The sequence below is a fragment of the Microbacterium lacus genome (assembly GCF_039531105.1).
In the GTDB taxonomy this organism is placed as follows: Bacteria; Actinomycetota; Actinomycetes; order Actinomycetales; family Microbacteriaceae; genus Microbacterium; species Microbacterium lacus.
Genome location: NZ_BAAAPK010000001.1, coordinates 3,041,678 through 3,057,575 on the forward strand (window position 1 = coordinate 3,041,678; position 15,898 = coordinate 3,057,575).

14 protein-coding genes are annotated in these 15,898 nt (G+C 70.0%); 2 read left to right on the forward strand and 12 right to left on the reverse strand.

All coding sequences use genetic code 11. The annotated features are described in order from the left end of the window. Nucleotides 1-31 precede the first annotated feature (31 nt). The 3 genes from ABD197_RS14425 to ABD197_RS14435 are packed head-to-tail and all read right to left on the reverse strand — an operon-like array spanning nucleotide 32 to nucleotide 5,719. Nucleotides 32-3,022, reverse strand: coding sequence for an AAA family ATPase (locus ABD197_RS14425; RefSeq protein WP_344055548.1), 2,991 nt, complete (start codon nucleotides 3,020-3,022; stop codon nucleotides 32-34). Further along, nucleotides 3,019-4,173, reverse strand: a complete 1,155-nt coding sequence (locus tag ABD197_RS14430; RefSeq protein WP_344055549.1) for an exonuclease SbcCD subunit D — start codon at nucleotides 4,171-4,173, stop codon at nucleotides 3,019-3,021. The genes ABD197_RS14425 and ABD197_RS14430 overlap by 4 nt, the downstream gene beginning before the upstream one ends. Before the next feature lie 55 nt (nucleotides 4,174-4,228). After that, on the reverse strand, nucleotides 4,229-5,719 hold the full coding sequence (locus tag ABD197_RS14435; RefSeq protein ID WP_344055550.1) for an MFS transporter: 1,491 nt from the start codon (nucleotides 5,717-5,719) through the stop codon (nucleotides 4,229-4,231). A gap of 63 nt (nucleotides 5,720-5,782) precedes the next feature. Between ABD197_RS14435 and ABD197_RS14440 the strand changes: the two genes are divergently transcribed. Next, nucleotides 5,783-6,523 (forward strand): alpha/beta fold hydrolase, encoded by a 741-nt coding sequence (locus ABD197_RS14440; RefSeq protein ID WP_344055551.1) that lies wholly within the window; start codon nucleotides 5,783-5,785, stop codon nucleotides 6,521-6,523. A 1-nt stretch (nucleotide 6,524) separates the two neighbouring features. Here the strand turns inward: ABD197_RS14440 and ABD197_RS14445 are convergent, their stop codons facing one another. From ABD197_RS14445 to ABD197_RS14485, 9 genes are all read right to left on the reverse strand, one after another. After that, complete coding sequence (locus ABD197_RS14445; RefSeq protein ID WP_344055552.1) at nucleotides 6,525-6,845, reverse strand: hypothetical protein; 321 nt, start codon at nucleotides 6,843-6,845, stop codon at nucleotides 6,525-6,527. Beyond that, on the reverse strand, nucleotides 6,842-7,003 hold the full coding sequence (locus ABD197_RS14450) for a hypothetical protein (protein ID WP_344055553.1): 162 nt from the start codon (nucleotides 7,001-7,003) through the stop codon (nucleotides 6,842-6,844). Before ABD197_RS14450 ends, ABD197_RS14445 begins: the two co-directional genes overlap by 4 nt. 79 nt (nucleotides 7,004-7,082) lie before the next feature. Then, on the reverse strand, nucleotides 7,083-7,502 hold the full coding sequence (locus ABD197_RS14455; RefSeq protein ID WP_344055554.1) for a DUF1622 domain-containing protein: 420 nt from the start codon (nucleotides 7,500-7,502) through the stop codon (nucleotides 7,083-7,085). A 31-nt stretch (nucleotides 7,503-7,533) separates the two neighbouring features. After that, the gene (locus ABD197_RS14460) at nucleotides 7,534-7,842 is read right to left on the reverse strand and encodes a GNAT family N-acetyltransferase (RefSeq protein WP_344055555.1); all 309 of its coding nucleotides are present in this window, start codon (nucleotides 7,840-7,842) and stop codon (nucleotides 7,534-7,536) included. A gap of 70 nt (nucleotides 7,843-7,912) precedes the next feature. Beyond that, nucleotides 7,913-10,135, reverse strand: coding sequence for an alpha-xylosidase (gene yicI / locus ABD197_RS14465; RefSeq protein ID WP_344055556.1), 2,223 nt, complete (start codon nucleotides 10,133-10,135; stop codon nucleotides 7,913-7,915). Continuing rightward, nucleotides 10,135-11,040, reverse strand: coding sequence for a carbohydrate ABC transporter permease (locus tag ABD197_RS14470; RefSeq protein ID WP_344055557.1), 906 nt, complete (start codon nucleotides 11,038-11,040; stop codon nucleotides 10,135-10,137). The genes yicI and ABD197_RS14470 overlap by 1 nt, the downstream gene beginning before the upstream one ends. Next, nucleotides 11,040-12,002, reverse strand: a complete 963-nt coding sequence (locus tag ABD197_RS14475) for a carbohydrate ABC transporter permease (protein WP_344055558.1) — start codon at nucleotides 12,000-12,002, stop codon at nucleotides 11,040-11,042. Before ABD197_RS14475 ends, ABD197_RS14470 begins: the two co-directional genes overlap by 1 nt. A gap of 56 nt (nucleotides 12,003-12,058) precedes the next feature. Beyond that, complete coding sequence (locus tag ABD197_RS14480; protein ID WP_344055559.1) at nucleotides 12,059-13,369, reverse strand: ABC transporter substrate-binding protein; 1,311 nt, start codon at nucleotides 13,367-13,369, stop codon at nucleotides 12,059-12,061. A gap of 112 nt (nucleotides 13,370-13,481) precedes the next feature. Further along, nucleotides 13,482-14,507: a LacI family DNA-binding transcriptional regulator gene (locus ABD197_RS14485; RefSeq protein WP_344055560.1), complete on the reverse strand. Its 1,026-nt coding sequence runs from the start codon at nucleotides 14,505-14,507 to the stop codon at nucleotides 13,482-13,484. A 557-nt stretch (nucleotides 14,508-15,064) separates the two neighbouring features. Between ABD197_RS14485 and ABD197_RS14490 the strand changes: the two genes are divergently transcribed. After that, complete coding sequence (locus tag ABD197_RS14490; RefSeq protein WP_344055561.1) at nucleotides 15,065-15,805, forward strand: winged helix-turn-helix domain-containing protein; 741 nt, start codon at nucleotides 15,065-15,067, stop codon at nucleotides 15,803-15,805. The last annotated feature ends 93 nt before the right edge of the window (nucleotides 15,806-15,898 follow it).

Genomic DNA, 15,898 nt, shown 5'->3' on the forward strand with positions numbered 1-15,898 from the left:
CCTCCGCCCTCGTGCCGGGAGGGAGCTCCGGTCAGACCGGAAGCGCCGAGTCCTGGCGGATCACGCTCGGGCCCTGCGCCGTGGCCTCCACCACGAGCTGAGCGGGGAGCTGCTCCTTCATCGCCGCGACGTGGCTGATGAGGCCGACCGTGCGCCCGCCCTGGCGGAGCTCGTCGAGCGTGCGCATCGCGAGGTCGAGCGTGTCGTCGTCGAGCGAACCGAAGCCCTCGTCGATGAACAGGGTGTCGAGCTTCACGCCTCCTGCGCGGGCGGTCACGACCTCCGCGAGGCCCAGCGCGAGGGCGAGCGAGGCGAGGAACGTTTCCCCGCCGGAGAGCGACTGCGCGGGACGCGCCTGACCCGTGTGGGCGTCCATGACCTGCAGACCGAGGCCGGATGCCGCTCCCCGCGCCGCGCGGGCGTCGGTGTGCTGCAACCGATACCGGGCGGACGACATGTCCTGCAGACGCAGATTCGCGGCCTCGACGATCGCTTCGAGCTCGGCGGCGAGGACGAACGACTCGAGCGTCATGCGGTGCGTGTTCGGGGCCTTGCCGGCGACCGTGTTCGCGAGCCGGGCCACGACGTCGTACTCGTCGGCGAGGTCGGCGATCGTCGCGTGCGCCTGCACGGCGCGTGCGTGCAGGTCGCGCAGGCGCTCGTGCGTCTGCGCGGCATGCACGGCGGCATCCACCGCGGCGCTCCACGCGTCGCGTGCCGCCGCCAGAGCGGTGCTGAGCGGTTCGAGGTCGATCGGCTCATCGGGTTCGCCCGCCAGGTCGAGCTCGAGCTCGCGAAGACGGTCCCGTTCGGCGCGCAGCGCCGCGTCGTGGTCGCGGATCCGGGCGTCCAGCGCTGTGCGTTCCCCCGCGTCGCGCAGAGCCGACGTGGCCTCCGCCGCATCGACGAACCCGGAGCTCTCGATGCGGACCGCGAGGTCGGCGGCGGCATCCGCGGAGGCAGCCGCCCGCACGGAGGCCTCCGCGTGCGCGTCCTCGAGCGCCTGCGCGAGGCTCCGAAGCCGAGTCGCCTCCGCGATGCGGGCCGAGACCGACGCGAAGTCGCCGCGGGCGGCATCCACGGTCGCTCGTGCGCCCGCAGCCTGCGCTTCGTGGCGGGCGAGCGCGGTCTGCGCCTCGACCAGCTCGGCCGCAAGTGCCTCGCGCTCGGTGGCTGCGGCCTTGTCGGTCGCGTGGAGTTCGTCGCGCTCGGCCTGCAGTCGGTCTCGTGACCGGGCGGAGTCGGCGGCGGCCACGAGGGCAACCTCCGCGGCCGTCATGGCCGTCTCCAGCGTCTCCACCGACTCGCCGCCCGCTCGGGCGAGGGCAGCGGCGTGGGCGTCGCGTGCAAGCCGTGCGCGCCCGGATGCCGCGCGCTCGGCATCCGCCGCGTGATCCTTCTGCGCCTCGGCCGCGGCGACGTCGTCATCGGTCACCACGGTGTCCGTCAGCGGCGCCGGTGCGGGATGCTCGAGCGCGCCGCACACCGCGCAGGGTTCTCCGTCGACGAGGGCGGCGGCGAGTTCGGCGGCATGGCCCGCGAGGCGCTGTCGGAGGAGCGCGTTCACCGTCGCTGCGGCGCGCTCGAGCGCGGTCAGTGCCACGGCGTGCGCGGCGTCGGCGTCGTTCCGCGCGCCCGCGAGCTGTTCCGCCTCCCGCGCGGCGGCGAGCCGCTCGGCGACCTCGTCGCGGTGCGCCTGCGCCGCGGGGAGCGCACCCGCGGCGGCGGTGTGCACGCGGATCTGCTCGTCGAGCCGGGCGAGTCGTTCGGGGAGCCCTGCCCGTGCCTCGTCGATCCGGCCGAGGAGCGCCGTGAACTCGGCGCACGTCTCCCGCGTGGTGACCACGGCGTTCTCGGCGGCGGCGAGTTCGGACTCCGCCGACGCGGCGGCCGTCGCGATCGCGATCTCGCCGGTGAGCTGCGCGATCCGGATGCCGAGCCCGGCGGCATCCGGTCGCTCCCCCGCCGCGATCCAGGCCGTCAGCGCGAGCTGCTCGGCGGCGGACGCACGGCTCGCGGCCGCCTCGGCGCGGGCGGCGACATCGATCGATGTGCGCAGTGCCTCGGCGGCGACCGCGCGCTCGAGGACCAGACGGTCGTGGTCGATCGCGCCGGACGCGGACTCCAAGGCGGCCAGTGCCGTCCGCGCGCGGACGCGCTGCACCTGCTTCTCACGCAGGGTCGCCGCGGCACGGTGCCGCGCCTCGGCCGCCGCGTGCGCGGTGTCGGCGGCATCGCGCTCGCGCGCACTCGTCTCGGCGCGGTACGCGGCGCGCTGCACGGCGCGCTCGACTTCCGCGAAGCGGTCGGCGGTCGACGGAGTCCCGTCAGCCGAGGGCTCGTCCCCCGCAGTCTCGCGCGTGAGCCGCTCCGCCTCGCCGAGGAGCATCCCGACTCCATCGCCGGCGGCCGTCAGCGCGCGCTCGGCGTCCTTCCGGCGCTGCTCGAACGCGTTCTGATAGTCCTCGTACGTGCGCGTGCCGAACAGCTTGCGCAACAGCCGCTGCCGGTCGTCGTTCTTGGCGAGGAGGAACTCCGCGAAACGCCCCTGTGCCAGGAGGATCACCTGGAGAAACTGCTGCTGACTCAGCCCCAGGATCTCGTCGAGCTCGCGGGCCACATCGACCGGGCGCGCTGCTTTACCGACCCATTCGCCGTCGACGAGTTCGTCGAGCTGGGCGCGGTGGGGTTCGGTCGTGAGCCCCGGTCCGCGCAGCTTGGGACGTTCGTATTCGGGTGACCGGGTCACCCGCCACCGTCGCTCTGCGGCGCTGAACTCGACCGAGACCGTCGTCGGGTCCTCAGGTGCGCAGTGGTCGCTGCGCAGGCGCTTGTCCGTACCCTCGTAGCGCGGCGCCCCGCCGTAGAGCGCGAAGCACACGCCGTCGAGCACGCTGGACTTTCCGGCGCCGGTGCGGCCCGCGATCAGGAAGATGCCGTCGGCGGCGAAGGCGTCGAAGTCGACGACCTGCCGCTCCCGGAACGGTCCGAACCCTTCGATCTCGAGACGGTGGAGTCTCATGCGCGCGCCTCGGCGAGACTGCGCTCGTCGATGACGTCGCGGACGATCCGTGCCTCGTGCTCGCTTGCGCCCTCGCCCTCGCGCACGTGGATGAGGAACGCATCGACGAGTTCGGCATCGCTGCGCGCCGCGCGCACGCGACGGGAGTAGGTCAGGCCGTCGTCTGCGCGCCGACCCTCCGGCGTGTGCATCACCGTGGCGCAGAAGGGATACCGGGCCTGCAGACGCCGCATCGGATCGAGCTGGGGCGTCGCGTCGGTGTACTGCGCGCACACCCACGCCTGTTCGGAATCGGTGAAGCGCTCGTCGGTCAGGAGCTCATCGAGCGTGCCGCGGAGGGTCTTGAGGGACCGCGGCACGGGCAGGTCGAGCCAGGTCACGCTTGACAGCCCGTCGGCGTCGAGGTCGACCAGCCACGAGCCGCGCGGCTTGTCGCCCTCGCCGAAGCTGTAGTGCAGCGGCGCTCCGGCGTACCGCACCCGGTCGGAGAGCTGCTGGCGGCCGTGGATGTGGCCGAGCGCGACGTAGTCGGGCCCGTCGAAAGCGCTCAGCGCCACGACGTCCAGGCTCCCCTGCCGGATCTCGCGCTCGACGCCGGCGGTGGCCTCCACACCCGCGGCGAAGCAGTGTGCGATCGCGACCGAGCGCCCACCGCGGGCCTCGAGGTCGGCGCGGACGAGACCCATCGCGTGCGCGATCGTGGCGTGCTGCGAACGCAGCCCGGCGTCCGGCCACAGATGCCGCACGAGCGCAGGCTCGAGGAACGGGATGCCGTAGAAGTGCACGGGGCCGTGCGCGTCGGCGATCGTGATCGGGATGCCGACCGTGAGCGGATCGGTCACGACATGGATCCCGTCCCGCAGCAGTGCCGCCTGGAAGCCGAGTCGCGCGGCGGAGTCGTGGTTTCCACTCGTCACGATGATCTGGGCGCCGGAGGCGGACAGGGCGGCGAGGGTGTCGGTGAGCAGGGAGTAGCACGCGGCCGCGGGCGCGGCGGAGTCGAACACGTCGCCGGCGACGATGACGACGTCGACGTCGTTCTCGCGCACCTGATCGGCGAGGCGCTCGAGCACACCGCGCAGCGCGTCGAGCGTGGAGTGTCCGTGGAAGGACCGCCCGATGTGCCAGTCGGAGGTGTGCAGGATCCGCATGCTCACACGCTACGGCGGCCCGCCGACATCGCCGCCGAGGCGAGCGGGCTTTCGCTCAGCCGACCTTCTGCTTCTTCTTGCGCCGCGAGCCGAGGTCGATGACCGAGATCGAGAACGCGAGGGCGACGAAGATCGCGACGGCGATCATCCCGTACGCGTAGGCGTCGTGATAGACGACGATGTCCGGTGCGTCTCCGCCGGCCTCGCGGTAGATCGTGGCGTAGAAGAGCGACAGGGCCACAGCCGTGCCGACGGCGGTGCCGATGCGCTGGCCGAGCTGTCCGATCGAGCCGGCCACCCCGCCCTGCTTGACCGGGATGTCGGCGAGGGTCAGCGTCTGGTTGGGCGAGATCACGAGTCCGCCGCCGATGCCGCCGACCACCATGACGCCGGCCATGACCCACGCGACGGCATCCGCGGGGACGAACAGCGCCGCGGCGGCGAGCCCGACCACGCACAGGAGCACCGCCGAAAGGCCCCAGACGACCACCGGTCGCCCGTACTTCCCGACGAGGTTGCCGCCGATCCAGGAGAACACCGCGCTCGCGAGAGCGAACCCGATCGAGACCATGCCCGCGTACACCGGCTCGAGTCCGACGCCGGTCTGCAGGAAGAGGGTCGTGAGCAGGAACAGAGCGGGAAGCGCGGTGAAGTACGCGGCGATCAGCAGGGTGCCGTTGCGGAAGGAGGACACCCGGAACAGCGCGAACCGGATGAGCGGCTGGTTGCCGTTGCGTTCGTAGCGGCGCTCCCACGCGACGAACGCGCCGGCGAAGAGCACGAACGCGACCAGGAGCCACCACCGACGCGGGTCGTCGTCCGGCGACCCGGTCGTGAAGAGGAACGGCCACATCAGCGAGAGCACGGCGAGGCCGAAGAGCACGACGCCGAACGCGTCGAACGAGAGCGCCTTGCCCGTCTTCAACCGCGTGCGCGGCAGCACCCAGATCGCGAGCCCGATCGCGATGAGCCCGAGCGGCACGTTCATCCAGAAGATGAGGCGCCAGCCGTCCGTCGCCCCGCCGACCAGGATGAGGAGTCCACCCAGTGTCGGCCCGAACGCCGTCGCGATGCCGATCGTGGCGCCGAACAGGCCGAACGCCCGTCCGCGCTCTTTGCCCTGGAAGAGCTGCTGGATGAGCCCCAGGACCTGGGGCATCTGGATGCCGGCCGCCACGCCCTGCAGCAGCCGGGCGATCATGAGCATCACCGGGCTCACCGCGATCGCGCACAGCAGGCTCGTGACGGTGAACAGCGACAGGCCGACGATGAACAGCGCGCGCCGGGACCGCTGATCGCCGAGCCGGCCCATCGGCACGAGCACGAGCCCGAACGTGAGCACGTATCCGGAGACGATGAGCTGCAGCTCGGTCGACCCGGCGCCGAGCGCCTCTTCGATCGACGGCAGCGCGACGTTCACCTTCGACAGGTCGAGGATCGTGATCGCGGCGACGGCGACGCACACCCAGAAGGCCCGCCACCGCTGGGGGGCGCTCAGGGTGATCGTCCCGGTGGGGGCGGCGGTGCGCGAGGCGGTATCGGACATCGCGTCCACGCTAGTCGTGCGGGCGGGTCCGGGGGTCGCCCGGGATGCGGTTAGCCTCAACGGGTGAGCGCGATCGCCTCCTTCAGCCATGCGGGCGCGACCCTCGTCGCCGAGACCCGCGGTGCCGCCGACGCGCAGAGCACGTTCCTGCTGGTGCACGGGATCGGGATGGGCCGCACGATCTTCGCCGACCTGTCCGATCATCTGGTCGCTGCCGGCGGCGGCACGATCGCCGTCGACCTGCCCGGGTACGGCGAGGCACCCGAGCCGGTCCGCGTCCTGACGATGGAGCGGACGGCCGACCTTCTCGCCGCCTTGCTGCGCGATCGCCGCAGCGCGCCGGTCGTCGTGGTGGGGCATTCGATGGGCAGCCAGATCGCCGTCGAACTCGCGGCGCGGCATCCGCAGCTCGTCGACCGCGTCGTCCTGATCGGGCCCACGGTGAACCGGCGGGAGCGGACGGCGTGGCAGCAGATCCTCCGGCTCGTCCAGGACATCGCGATCGAGAGTCCGCGGGTGATTGCGATCGGAGCCCGGGAGTACCTGCGGGCAGGACCGAATCTGCGCGGCAAGTTCCGCGCGATGCTCGCGCATCGACCGGAAGCCGTCTACCCGCGCGTCACGGCGCCGACGCTCGTCATCCGCGGCGAGTCGGATCGCGTCTGCCCGCCGGCATGGTGCCGATTCGTCGTCGCGGCCCTGCCCGACTCCTCGGCGACCGAGATCGCCGGGCACGGCCACGAGACGATGATCCGGGATGCCGCGGCCTCGGCCGCCGCCATCCGACGGTTCCTTCGGGGCTGACTCAGACCCCGTCGCCACCGCTCGGGTGCGCGCGGCGCGCCCATGTGGTGACCTCGTCGTCGCTGAGCTCGATCTGCGCGTCGGACAGCCGCTGACGGATGACCTCCGCATATCGGTCGTGCGACTCGTCCCCCAGATCGACGCGGGTCTGCGCGGCGATCCCCTGGAGCTTGTCCTCGGTGCTGGCGTCGTTCTGCTCGAGCACGGGCTCGTTCTGCACGGGCTGCCCGTTCCCGTCGACCTGCGCGCGCTTGTCGTCGGAATCGTGGACCGCCCCGCCGACGGAGTCCGCTGCGGAGGCGCCACTCTGTGCGTCGCTCATTCGTCTTCACCCTTCTTCAGGTCATCATCGGTGATCAGGTCGGGGTCGGCGTTCTGGCCGGGCTGATCGCTCTCGACATCATCCCCCGTATCGGCGGTGGCGTCCGTTCCGTTCGGGGTGTTCGGCGGCAGGCCCGTGGATGAGGCGTCCGTGCTCATGGTGTCTCCAATCGACTCCCCCACACTCGCGCACCGCGCCCGCCCGCCCCTAGGGGTTGACGGCGGATCGCGCCGAGGTCTACGCCGGACGCGACGCGGCGGAGGCGGCTCGGTCGCGCGAGACGGCTTCGCCGATCATCTGCCCGCCGCTGGTCAGCAGCGCCCGCCGCCACGGCAGAGTGCCTTCGATCTCGATCTGGATCGACATCGACAGGATCGTCCGAATCAGCACGATGACCCCGAGGATGAGGGCGTCCTCCATCGACGGCTTCGAGGTGATCGTCCGGATGAGGTCGGCGGCCACGAGCACTTCGAGCCCGAGGAGGATGGCCGACCCCAGCGTCGTGCGCAGGACCGAGAACGCCGCCGAACCGCCCTCTCCCCGGCGCAGTGACCGCCAGCCGAGCACGACGGCGATCACGAACCCGATGACCATCGCGAGCGCGCCGATCGCCTCGAAGCCGAGGGCGATCGCGGTGAAGACGGTCTCGATGTCCACGTCGGCCAGCATATGGCCCGGTACCCGCTGACTACGCGCGGGCGCGCTGCTGCAGGATGCCGGCGCGTTCGGGGTGCGCGGCGAACCAGTCGGCGACGTACCAGCACACCGGGATGACCTGACGGTCCCCCTGCTTCTCGAGGTCGGCCACCGCGCGGTCGACGACCTCCCCGGCGTACCCGTGACCCCGGAACGTGGGCACCGTGTACGCGCGGGTCATCGCGACGGTGCGACCGTCATCGCGGTAGTCCAGCACACTCACCAGGTCGTCACCGCGGTGCAGGGTGTAGCGCGAGGCGTCCGCCTCTCGGGTGAAGGTCAGCGCTGTCGAGGAACTCACCCTGACAGGGTACGTCCGCCCGGCTCGGCGATGGCCGAGCCGGGCTGTGCGATTCCCGGGAGCGCAGATCTCAGCCGGTCACCTCCGACCGGTTCACCCGGAAGGTCTCCGCACGGCCGTCCGGCGCCGTCACGACGACCTCGGCCGTGCCCGCCCCGCCCGCGAAGACCCGGAGGCGCAGGCCCTCGAGGTAGTCGTAGTCCGGGCGGTCGGTGCGCGCGCCCCACGGGATCACGGCGCCCGGCCGGACGTACAGCGGGAGCGAGAGGAAGTCGTGCCGTTCGCGCCGCCAGCGTCCCCCCTCGACCTGCTCGCCGGTCAGCAGATGCGTCCAGGTGCCGTCCGGAAGGTAGAAGTCCACGTCCCCCGACGCACTGAAGACCGGCGCGACGAGGATGTCCGCGCCGAGCATGTACTGCCGGTCGAGGTAGCCGACGGCGGGGTCGTCCGGGAACTCGAGCGCCATCGGTCGCAGGAGCGGCGTGCCGAGGGATGCCGCCTCCAGGGAGGCCGCGTAGAGGTAGGGCATGAGCTGCATCTTCAGATGCGTGAAGACGCGCGTGACCTCGACGGCCTCCTCGTCGAACGCCCACGGCACGCGGTACGAGCCCGAACCATGGAACCGACTGTGCGAGCCCAGCAGCCCGAACGCCGTCCAGCGCTTGAAGACGTCGGCATCCGGAGTGCCCTCGAAGCCCCCGATGTCGTGGCTCCAGTACGCGAATCCGCTGAGGGCCAGGGAGAGACCGCCGCGGAGCGTCTCGGCCATCGAGGCGAACGTCGAGGTCGAATCACCTCCCCAGTGCACCGGCATGCTCTGGCCGCCGGCCGTCGCCGAGCGGGCGAACAGGACGGCCTCGCCCTCGCCCTTGGCGTCGACGAGCACGTCGTGGACCGCCTTGTTGTAGAGCTGTGTGTAGAGGTTGTGCATGCGCGACGGGTCGGATCCGTCGAAGTAGTCCACCTCGAGCGGGATCCGCTCGCCGAAGTCGGTCTTGAAGCAGTCCACGCCCTGGTCGATCAGCGCGCGGAGCTTGCCCTGGTACCAGGCGGTCGCATCCGGGTTCGTGAAGTCGACCAGGCCCATGCCGGCCTGCCAGAGATCCCACTGCCACACCGAGCCGTCGGGGCGCTTCACGAGATAGCCGGATGCCGCCGCCTCGGCGAACAGCGGCGATCGCTGCGCGATGTACGGGTTGATCCACACGCACACGCGCAGATCCTTCTCGTGCAGGCGGGCGAGCATGCCGTCGGGGTCCGGGAAGACCCGCGGATCCCACTCGAAGTCGCACCAGTTGAACTCGCGCATCCAGAAGCAGTCGAAGTGGAAGACCGACACCGGCAGCTCGCGCCGGGCCATCTCGTCCACGAACGACGTGACGGTCGCTTCGTCGTAGTCGGTCGTGAAGGACGTCGACAGCCACAGTCCGTACGACCACGCGGGCACGATCGGGGGGCGACCGGTCAGCGCGGTGTAGCGCTCGAGGACGTCCTTGGGCGTCGGGCCCGCGATCACGAAGTATTCGAGCACTTCGCCGGGCACCGAGAACTGCACGCGCTCGACCGCCTCCGACCCGATCTCGTACGAGACGTGACCCGGATCGTTCACCAGCACGCCGTAGCCGCGGCTGGAGAGGTGGAACGGCACGTTCTTGTACGCCTGCTCGCTCGAGGTGCCGCCGTCGGCGTTCCACACCTCGACGGTCTGCCCGTTCTTCACGAGCGGTCCGAAGCGCTCCCCCAGCCCGTAGATGAGCTCGCCCACGCCGAGATCCAGCTGCTCGTGCACGAACACGCGCTCGACCGGAGCGGCCGCGCCGGCGCGCGCGTTGCCCACGATTCCGCGGTCGACCTGGGCGCCGGCATCCAGCGAGATGTAGCCCTGCGAGCGCCCGCCGCTGCCGGTGACGCGCTGCCCGTCGATCTCGAAGGAGAGGTCCCACGGCGCACCGGGGGCGATCCGCGCCGTGAGGCGCCCGGTCTGCAGCACGCCGCCGTCCTCGGTCACGGATGCCGAGCCGACGCCGCCGTCGACCGCGCCGGGCAGATCGAAGCCGCCGTGCCACGCGCCGCCCGTGTGATGCGCGATCCGCACCCGCACGATCCCCTCCAGGGGCGAGGACAGTGTGACGGTGAGGGTCGGCCGGTTCAGCACGTCGCCGCGCGACGCGATCACCTTGGTCGGTGCCGTGACCACGAGCGCGGCATCCTGCCGATCGATGTCGTACGCCTCCTGGGCGTACAGCGCGGTGACGCCGGGTCGCAGCTGCCAGAACCCGTCGGTGAACTTCATTACTTGACTGCTCCTGAGGTGATGCCCCTGGTGAGGGTGCGCTGGAAGATGAGGAAGAAGATGAGCGTGGGGATGATGCCGAGAAGTGCCGACGCGCTCGTCGTCGTGACGTCCATGAGGCGGTCGCCCTGCAGCACGCTGATGGCGACAGGAACCGTCTGGTTGGCGTTGGAGGCGAGGAACGTGAGCGGGATGAGGAACTCGTTCCACGTCCAGATGAAGAAGAAGATGAGCAGCACCGACAGGGTCGGGCGGCTGATCGGGAAGACGACCCGCCAGAGGATCTGCCAGCGGCCGGCGCCGTCGAGCGAGGCCGCCTCCAGGATCTCCTTCGGGAACGTGCCGTAGACGCTGGAGAGCAGGTAGGTGCCGAAGGCCGCCTGGATCACAGTGAAGACGATGATCACCGACCACACGTTGTCGTAGAGACCCACCTCTTTGAACATGTAGTACAGCGGGTACAGCAGGGCTTCCTGCGGCAGCAGGTTCGCCAGGAGGAAGAGCAGCACGATCCACGAGCGGCCCTTGACCCGGCCGATGCCGATCGCGAACGCGTTCAGCATCGAGATCAGGACGGCGAGCACGGCGACGACGCCCGAGATGAAGATCGAGTTCCAGACCTTCTCGGGGAAGTTCACCCGCTCCCAGAACTTCACGATGCCCGAGAAGTCCAGCGACTCCGGCAGCGCGAGCGGGCCGGAGGTCGCGTAGTCGATCGGGGACTTGAACGAGTTCACGAGCACGAGGTAGAACGGCGCGATCACCGCGAGCGCGCCCACGATCACGAGGGCCAGCAGCAGCCAGTCGATGCTGCGCTTCTTCGTCATCCCGCCGCGCCCGCGCGACGGCCGCGGAGTCTTGGCCGACGTGGCCGGGGTGGTGGTCAGAACGGTTCCGACGGCCATCACAGTCCCGCCCTTTCCTTGAGCTCGATCGAGTTCTGCACCCGGATGAACACGATCGAGACGATCACGACGACGATCGTGAGCACCGTCGCGATCGTCGCGCCGTAGCCGACGTTGCGCTTGGTGAAGAACTCCGTGTACGCGTAGTACGCCGGCACGAGGGTCGCCCCGGCGGGACCGCCGCGGGTGATGACATAGACGGGTCCGAAGACCTTGAGCGCGGCGATCGTGCAGGTCAGGGTGACGACGAAGATCTCCGGGCGGATGATGCTCATCGTGATGGCCGAGAACCGCTGGAACCAGTTGGCTCCGTCGAGCTCCGCGGCCTCGTACAGCTCCGGGTCGACGCGCTGCAGGGCGGCCATGAAGACCACGATCGGGTAGCCCAGCTGCACCCAGATCAGCACGACCATGAGCACGATGAGGGCGGACGGCATCTGCCCGAGCCAGTCCACGGGCGGGATGCCGAAGAATCCGAGGATCTGGTTGAGAGCGCCGTCCGCGCCCGGGCGGACGATCCAGCCCACGACGATGCCGGCAATGGCGACCGGGAGGATCTGCGGCAGGTAGTACGTGGCCCGCAAGAAGCTGCCGACCTTGCCGCCGAACTTGCGACCCACGACGTCGAACAGCAGCGCCGCGACGATGAGCCCCACGATCGTGGGGACGACCACCATCGCGATGACCATCCAGACCGAGTTGGTGAATGAGGTCCAGAAGTCGTCGTCCGTGAGGAGCTTCTGCCAGTTCTCCAACCCGATGAACTCGGGCGTGCGCACGCCCTTCCACTTCGTGAAGGTGAGGTAGACGTTCCAGATGAGCGGGACGATCACGATCACGATCAACAGCGCGAAGCCGGGCAGCAGGTACATCCAGTACGCGCCGGTTCCCCCCTTGCGCTGGGGAATGGACGGCTGCTCGGGTGGCAGCTTCACGCGGCCCGAGCGGGTGGCAACAGACATGGTCAACTCCAGGACGGGGTGGGGCGGCATCCGGAAGGACACCGCCCCACCGCGGATCAACGGAACTCGGCGGTTCCTTCGTCGTACTGCTCACCGAGGTTGGCGTTCGTGGTCTTCACGTCCTGCACACCGGTGACGAGGCCCTGCAGCTCCTGCACGATCACGTCGTAGAAGCCGGGCGCCGGCCAGTCGGGGTAGAACGACAGTCCGTCCTGGTCGAGGATCCCGTTGAACGTCGAGATGAGCTCGGCGCTCTTCTCGTCGGTGATGTCGGCGGGATCGGCCGCGACCGGGACTCCGCCGTTGTTGCCGATGATCGCCTGGATCTCGGGGCGCATCGTGATGTCGATGAACTGGTACGCCAGCTCCTTGTTCGCCGCGTTCTCGGGCACGACCCAGAGGTTGCCCGACGAGCCGAGCGAGAGGTCGGCACCCGGGAACGCGGTCATGGTCCAGTCGAAGCCGGTCGCCTCGTTCACGAAGCGGCCGTACCACCACGAGCCCGAGACGAAGATCGGGGCGGTGCCGTTGATGAAGGCGACGCCGGCGTCCTCCGCCTTGATCGAGGAGACATCGGAGGCGATGTAGCCCTTGTCGACGTACTCCTTCAGCGTGGTCGTCGCCGTCGTCAGGGTGTCGCCCTGCCAGTCGACGGGGTTCTCGTACAGCTGGTAGTCGTTCACGAACTGGCGGTCGCCGTTGCTCAGGGCCAGCTGGTACCAGAGCTGTCCGAGCGGGTACTCCGCGCCGGCCTCGGCGAGCGGCGTGATGCCCTGCGCGACGAACGCATCCAGCACCGAGACGAACTCGTCGTAGGTCGTGGGGATCTCGAGACCCGCGGCTTCGAAGGCGTCCTGGTTGTAGTAGACGCCGACGAACTCGCCGTAGTTCGGGATGCCGTACCAGGCGTCACCGCCCATGACGCCGTCTTCGCTGTACTTCGCCGTCGTCTGCAGCGACGGGGCGAGCTTGTCGGCCCAGCCGTACTCGTCCACCGCGTCGGAGATGTCGGTGATCAGGCCCGTGCTCGCGAGGAAACCGGCCGTCGCGTTGCCCTTGTTGAACTCCATCAGATCGGGAGCGGCGTCGGTGTCCAGCACCTGGCTCGCGGTCTTCTGGATCTGCTCGAAGGACTTCTCCTCGAACTCGACCGTGGCGCCGGTCTCCTCCTCGAAGACCTTGATGGCCTCGTTCCAGGCCTTGCCCATCGCGCTGTCGGCGCTTTCGTAGTGCCAGAGCTTCAGGGTGTCGCCGGACTCCTCTGCGGAGCCTGCGCCGCCGGAGCAGCCGGCGAGCGCGAGACCGGTGACGGTCAGTGCGCTGAGGAGGACGAGCCCCCTCTTCGTGGTGCGGGTGATACGTGCCATCAGTGGCGTTCCTTTCTGGACCTGCGGTGGTCTCATGTGCGGTGCGGGTGGGAGGTGAAGTTGTCGAAGCGCTTCGATGCTCGGCGAACGGAAAACGAGGGGCTGCGGACGCTCAGTCGGCGGAGCCCCCCGGCGGGGCGGCGAGGGAGCCGTGTGCGGCGTAGACGGGGTCGATCAGGCGCAGTCCCGGTTCGGGCCGATCCTCGCCGAGGCTCTGCAGCGCGAGGTCCACGGCGAGGTCGCACGAGGTCTGCGGCACGAGCGGGATCATGTCGACGGGCGTCCGCAGCGCGGCTGTGTCGAAGGACGCCCCCACCGAGACGAGCGAGACGTCCTCGGGGACGCGCAGCCCCCGCTCGGCGAGCTCGCCGAGCACGACGACGTGCGCCTCCTCGGTGCAGTGCAGCACGAGGGCTGTCGCTCCCTCGTCGAGCAGCCGCGCGACCGTGCGGCGCGTTGCCGTCCTGCTCGTGTGCTTGGAGCCGGTGGCCCCGAACCCGGACCGGATGTCGCGCTCACCGGCACGCTTCTCGAACGCGGCCAGGACGCGCGGGGGGAAGTTCGACATCTCGTAGCTGACCTCGGGTTGGCCGACGAGGCCGATCGCGCGGTGGCCGGCATCCGCGAGCCGATCGACGGCGAGTTCTGCGGCCGCCGCGAAGTCGAGGTCGACGCAGACGAGTCCGGCGTTGTCGTTCGGGATGCCGATGAAGATCGTCGGCGTGGAGATCGCACGAGCGAGCTTCACGCGCTCGTCATCCGGGGCGACATCGAGCACCAGGATCGCATCCACGAGTCCGTTCGAGGCGACGCGGCTCATACCGGCCGTCGCATCCTCGTCCGTCAGCAGGAGGATGTCGTAGTCGTTGCGTCGGGCCGCAACCGCCGTCGCGAGGACGAACGCCATGTGCGTCGGCGCGTGGGTGTCTTTGCGCAGCGGTTCGGTCAGCGCGAAGATCTGCGTCCGGCTGCCGGCCAGCATCCGCGCCCCCGCGTTCGGGCTGTATCCGAGCTCGTGCACGGCCTTCTCGATGCGGCGACGGGTGTCCGGCGAGATCGGGCGCTTGCCACTCAGCGCGTACGACACCGTGCTGATCGAGACGCCGGCGGCCTGTGCCACCTCGTTGATCTTGACCATGTCCGCTCCGTCGTCGTGGTCCGGACGCCCACGGTCCGGAGGATCGAAGCGCTTCCGCGAAGCGCTTCGATGGCGATGGTAAGCGCATGTCGACGCGGAGCGCAAGCCTTTTGCTGGAAGTGGCAACAAATGCGTTCCGTGGTGGGCGTCGGGAAGGTCGGCGCGGTCGCGAGCTGCGACTGAGCAATCTGTAACATTCCGTCACGTCGAGGCTGCGGCATCCGCGCGATTTGACGATTTTCGACGCAATCCGTCATAATCGCGACATGACTGACAACGCACGCTCTCTGTCCGCCCTGGAGGCGAACGGGACTGCCGGCATGATGATGGCCGGCCGCGTCGTCATGTGTTGTCGAATGTGTCGCTGACACGAAGCCGTCGCTGAACACAGCGACCCGCTCGATCCGCGCGCAGCTTCTGTAACGCTGCACGGATCCCTCGAGCATCCGAACCCCGCGTCGATCACGCGATGAGGATGCCGAATCACCGGCCCGCTCCGAGGCCGCATCGCAGCACACACCGAACCCGCGACCGGGTTCTCTCCGCAAGGACACCTCATGTCGAACACCGCCCTTCTCGAACGTCCCGCCGCCCCGCGTCACCTGCGCGCGGTTCCGTCTGCTCCGGCGGCTCCGGCCGCAACGCCCGTTCCGGCTGCCACACCCGCCGCCGAGGCCCGCGCCCTCCCGGCCGGCACCGCACCCCGCGGCTTCGCCCTGTACGTCGGCATCGACGAGGCCAAGGCCGCGGCATCCGGAGTGAGCCTCGGCGTCCTCGTCGACGCCCTCCGCCGCACGCTCGCCGATCTCGCGCCCGAGGCCGAGACGTACGCGACGGTCGCGCTCGCGCCGGTCGGCTCAGGCGGCCGCGACGTCGACGTCGTCCGCCTCGCCCTCCACGAGCCCTCTGCGATCGCCCGCACGAAGGCGGACGAGCCCGAAGACGAGGACCGCGCACCCGGCGGCGTCGTCGTGGACATCTCACGCAAGCGCGTGCTGATCGACGGCGAATCGGCCGCCTTCACGTTCAAGGAGTTCGAGCTGCTGCAGTACCTCGTGCTCCGCGAGGGGCGCACGATCGAGCGCACCGAGCTCGTCGGCTCGCTGTGGCAGAACGCGAGCGAAGAGGAGTCGCCCGGCGAGCGCACGATCGACGTGCACGTGCGTCGTCTTCGCGCCAAGCTCGGACGCTACGAGGACATCGTGCGCACCGTCCGCGGCGTCGGCTACCGCTTCGACCGCCACGCCGACGTGTCGATCCGCTACGGACACGGCACCCCCTCCCCCGACCGCTTCTAGCGTCGGCGGCGCGCTTGCGCACCGGACGCCGGCCGCCGGGATGCTGCTGCAGTTGACGCGGTGATCGGGCAGCATCTCGGGGCACGTATGCGG

Bases quoted from the DNA above. Each gene is read 5' to 3' on its own strand.
- ABD197_RS14435 (WP_344055550.1), bottom strand. From the start codon at position 5,719: ATGTCCGATACCGCCTCGCGCACCGCCGCCCCCACCGGGACGATCACC.
- ABD197_RS14450 (WP_344055553.1), bottom strand. From the start codon at position 7,003: ATGAGCACGGACGCCTCATCCACGGGCCTGCCGCCGAACACCCCGAAC.
- ABD197_RS14445 (WP_344055552.1), bottom strand. From the start codon at position 6,845: ATGAGCGACGCACAGAGTGGCGCCTCCGCAGCGGACTCCGTCGGCGGG.
- ABD197_RS14490 (WP_344055561.1), top strand. From the start codon at position 15,065: ATGTCGAACACCGCCCTTCTCGAACGTCCCGCCGCCCCGCGTCACCTG.
- yicI (WP_344055556.1), bottom strand. From the start codon at position 10,135: ATGAAGTTCACCGACGGGTTCTGGCAGCTGCGACCCGGCGTCACCGCG.
- ABD197_RS14485 (WP_344055560.1), bottom strand. From the start codon at position 14,507: ATGGTCAAGATCAACGAGGTGGCACAGGCCGCCGGCGTCTCGATCAGC.
- ABD197_RS14475 (WP_344055558.1), bottom strand. From the start codon at position 12,002: ATGTCTGTTGCCACCCGCTCGGGCCGCGTGAAGCTGCCACCCGAGCAG.
- ABD197_RS14425 (WP_344055548.1), bottom strand. From the start codon at position 3,022: ATGAGACTCCACCGTCTCGAGATCGAAGGGTTCGGACCGTTCCGGGAG.
- ABD197_RS14480 (WP_344055559.1), bottom strand. From the start codon at position 13,369: ATGGCACGTATCACCCGCACCACGAAGAGGGGGCTCGTCCTCCTCAGC.
- ABD197_RS14470 (WP_344055557.1), bottom strand. From the start codon at position 11,040: ATGGCCGTCGGAACCGTTCTGACCACCACCCCGGCCACGTCGGCCAAG.
- ABD197_RS14430 (WP_344055549.1), bottom strand. From the start codon at position 4,173: ATGCGGATCCTGCACACCTCCGACTGGCACATCGGGCGGTCCTTCCAC.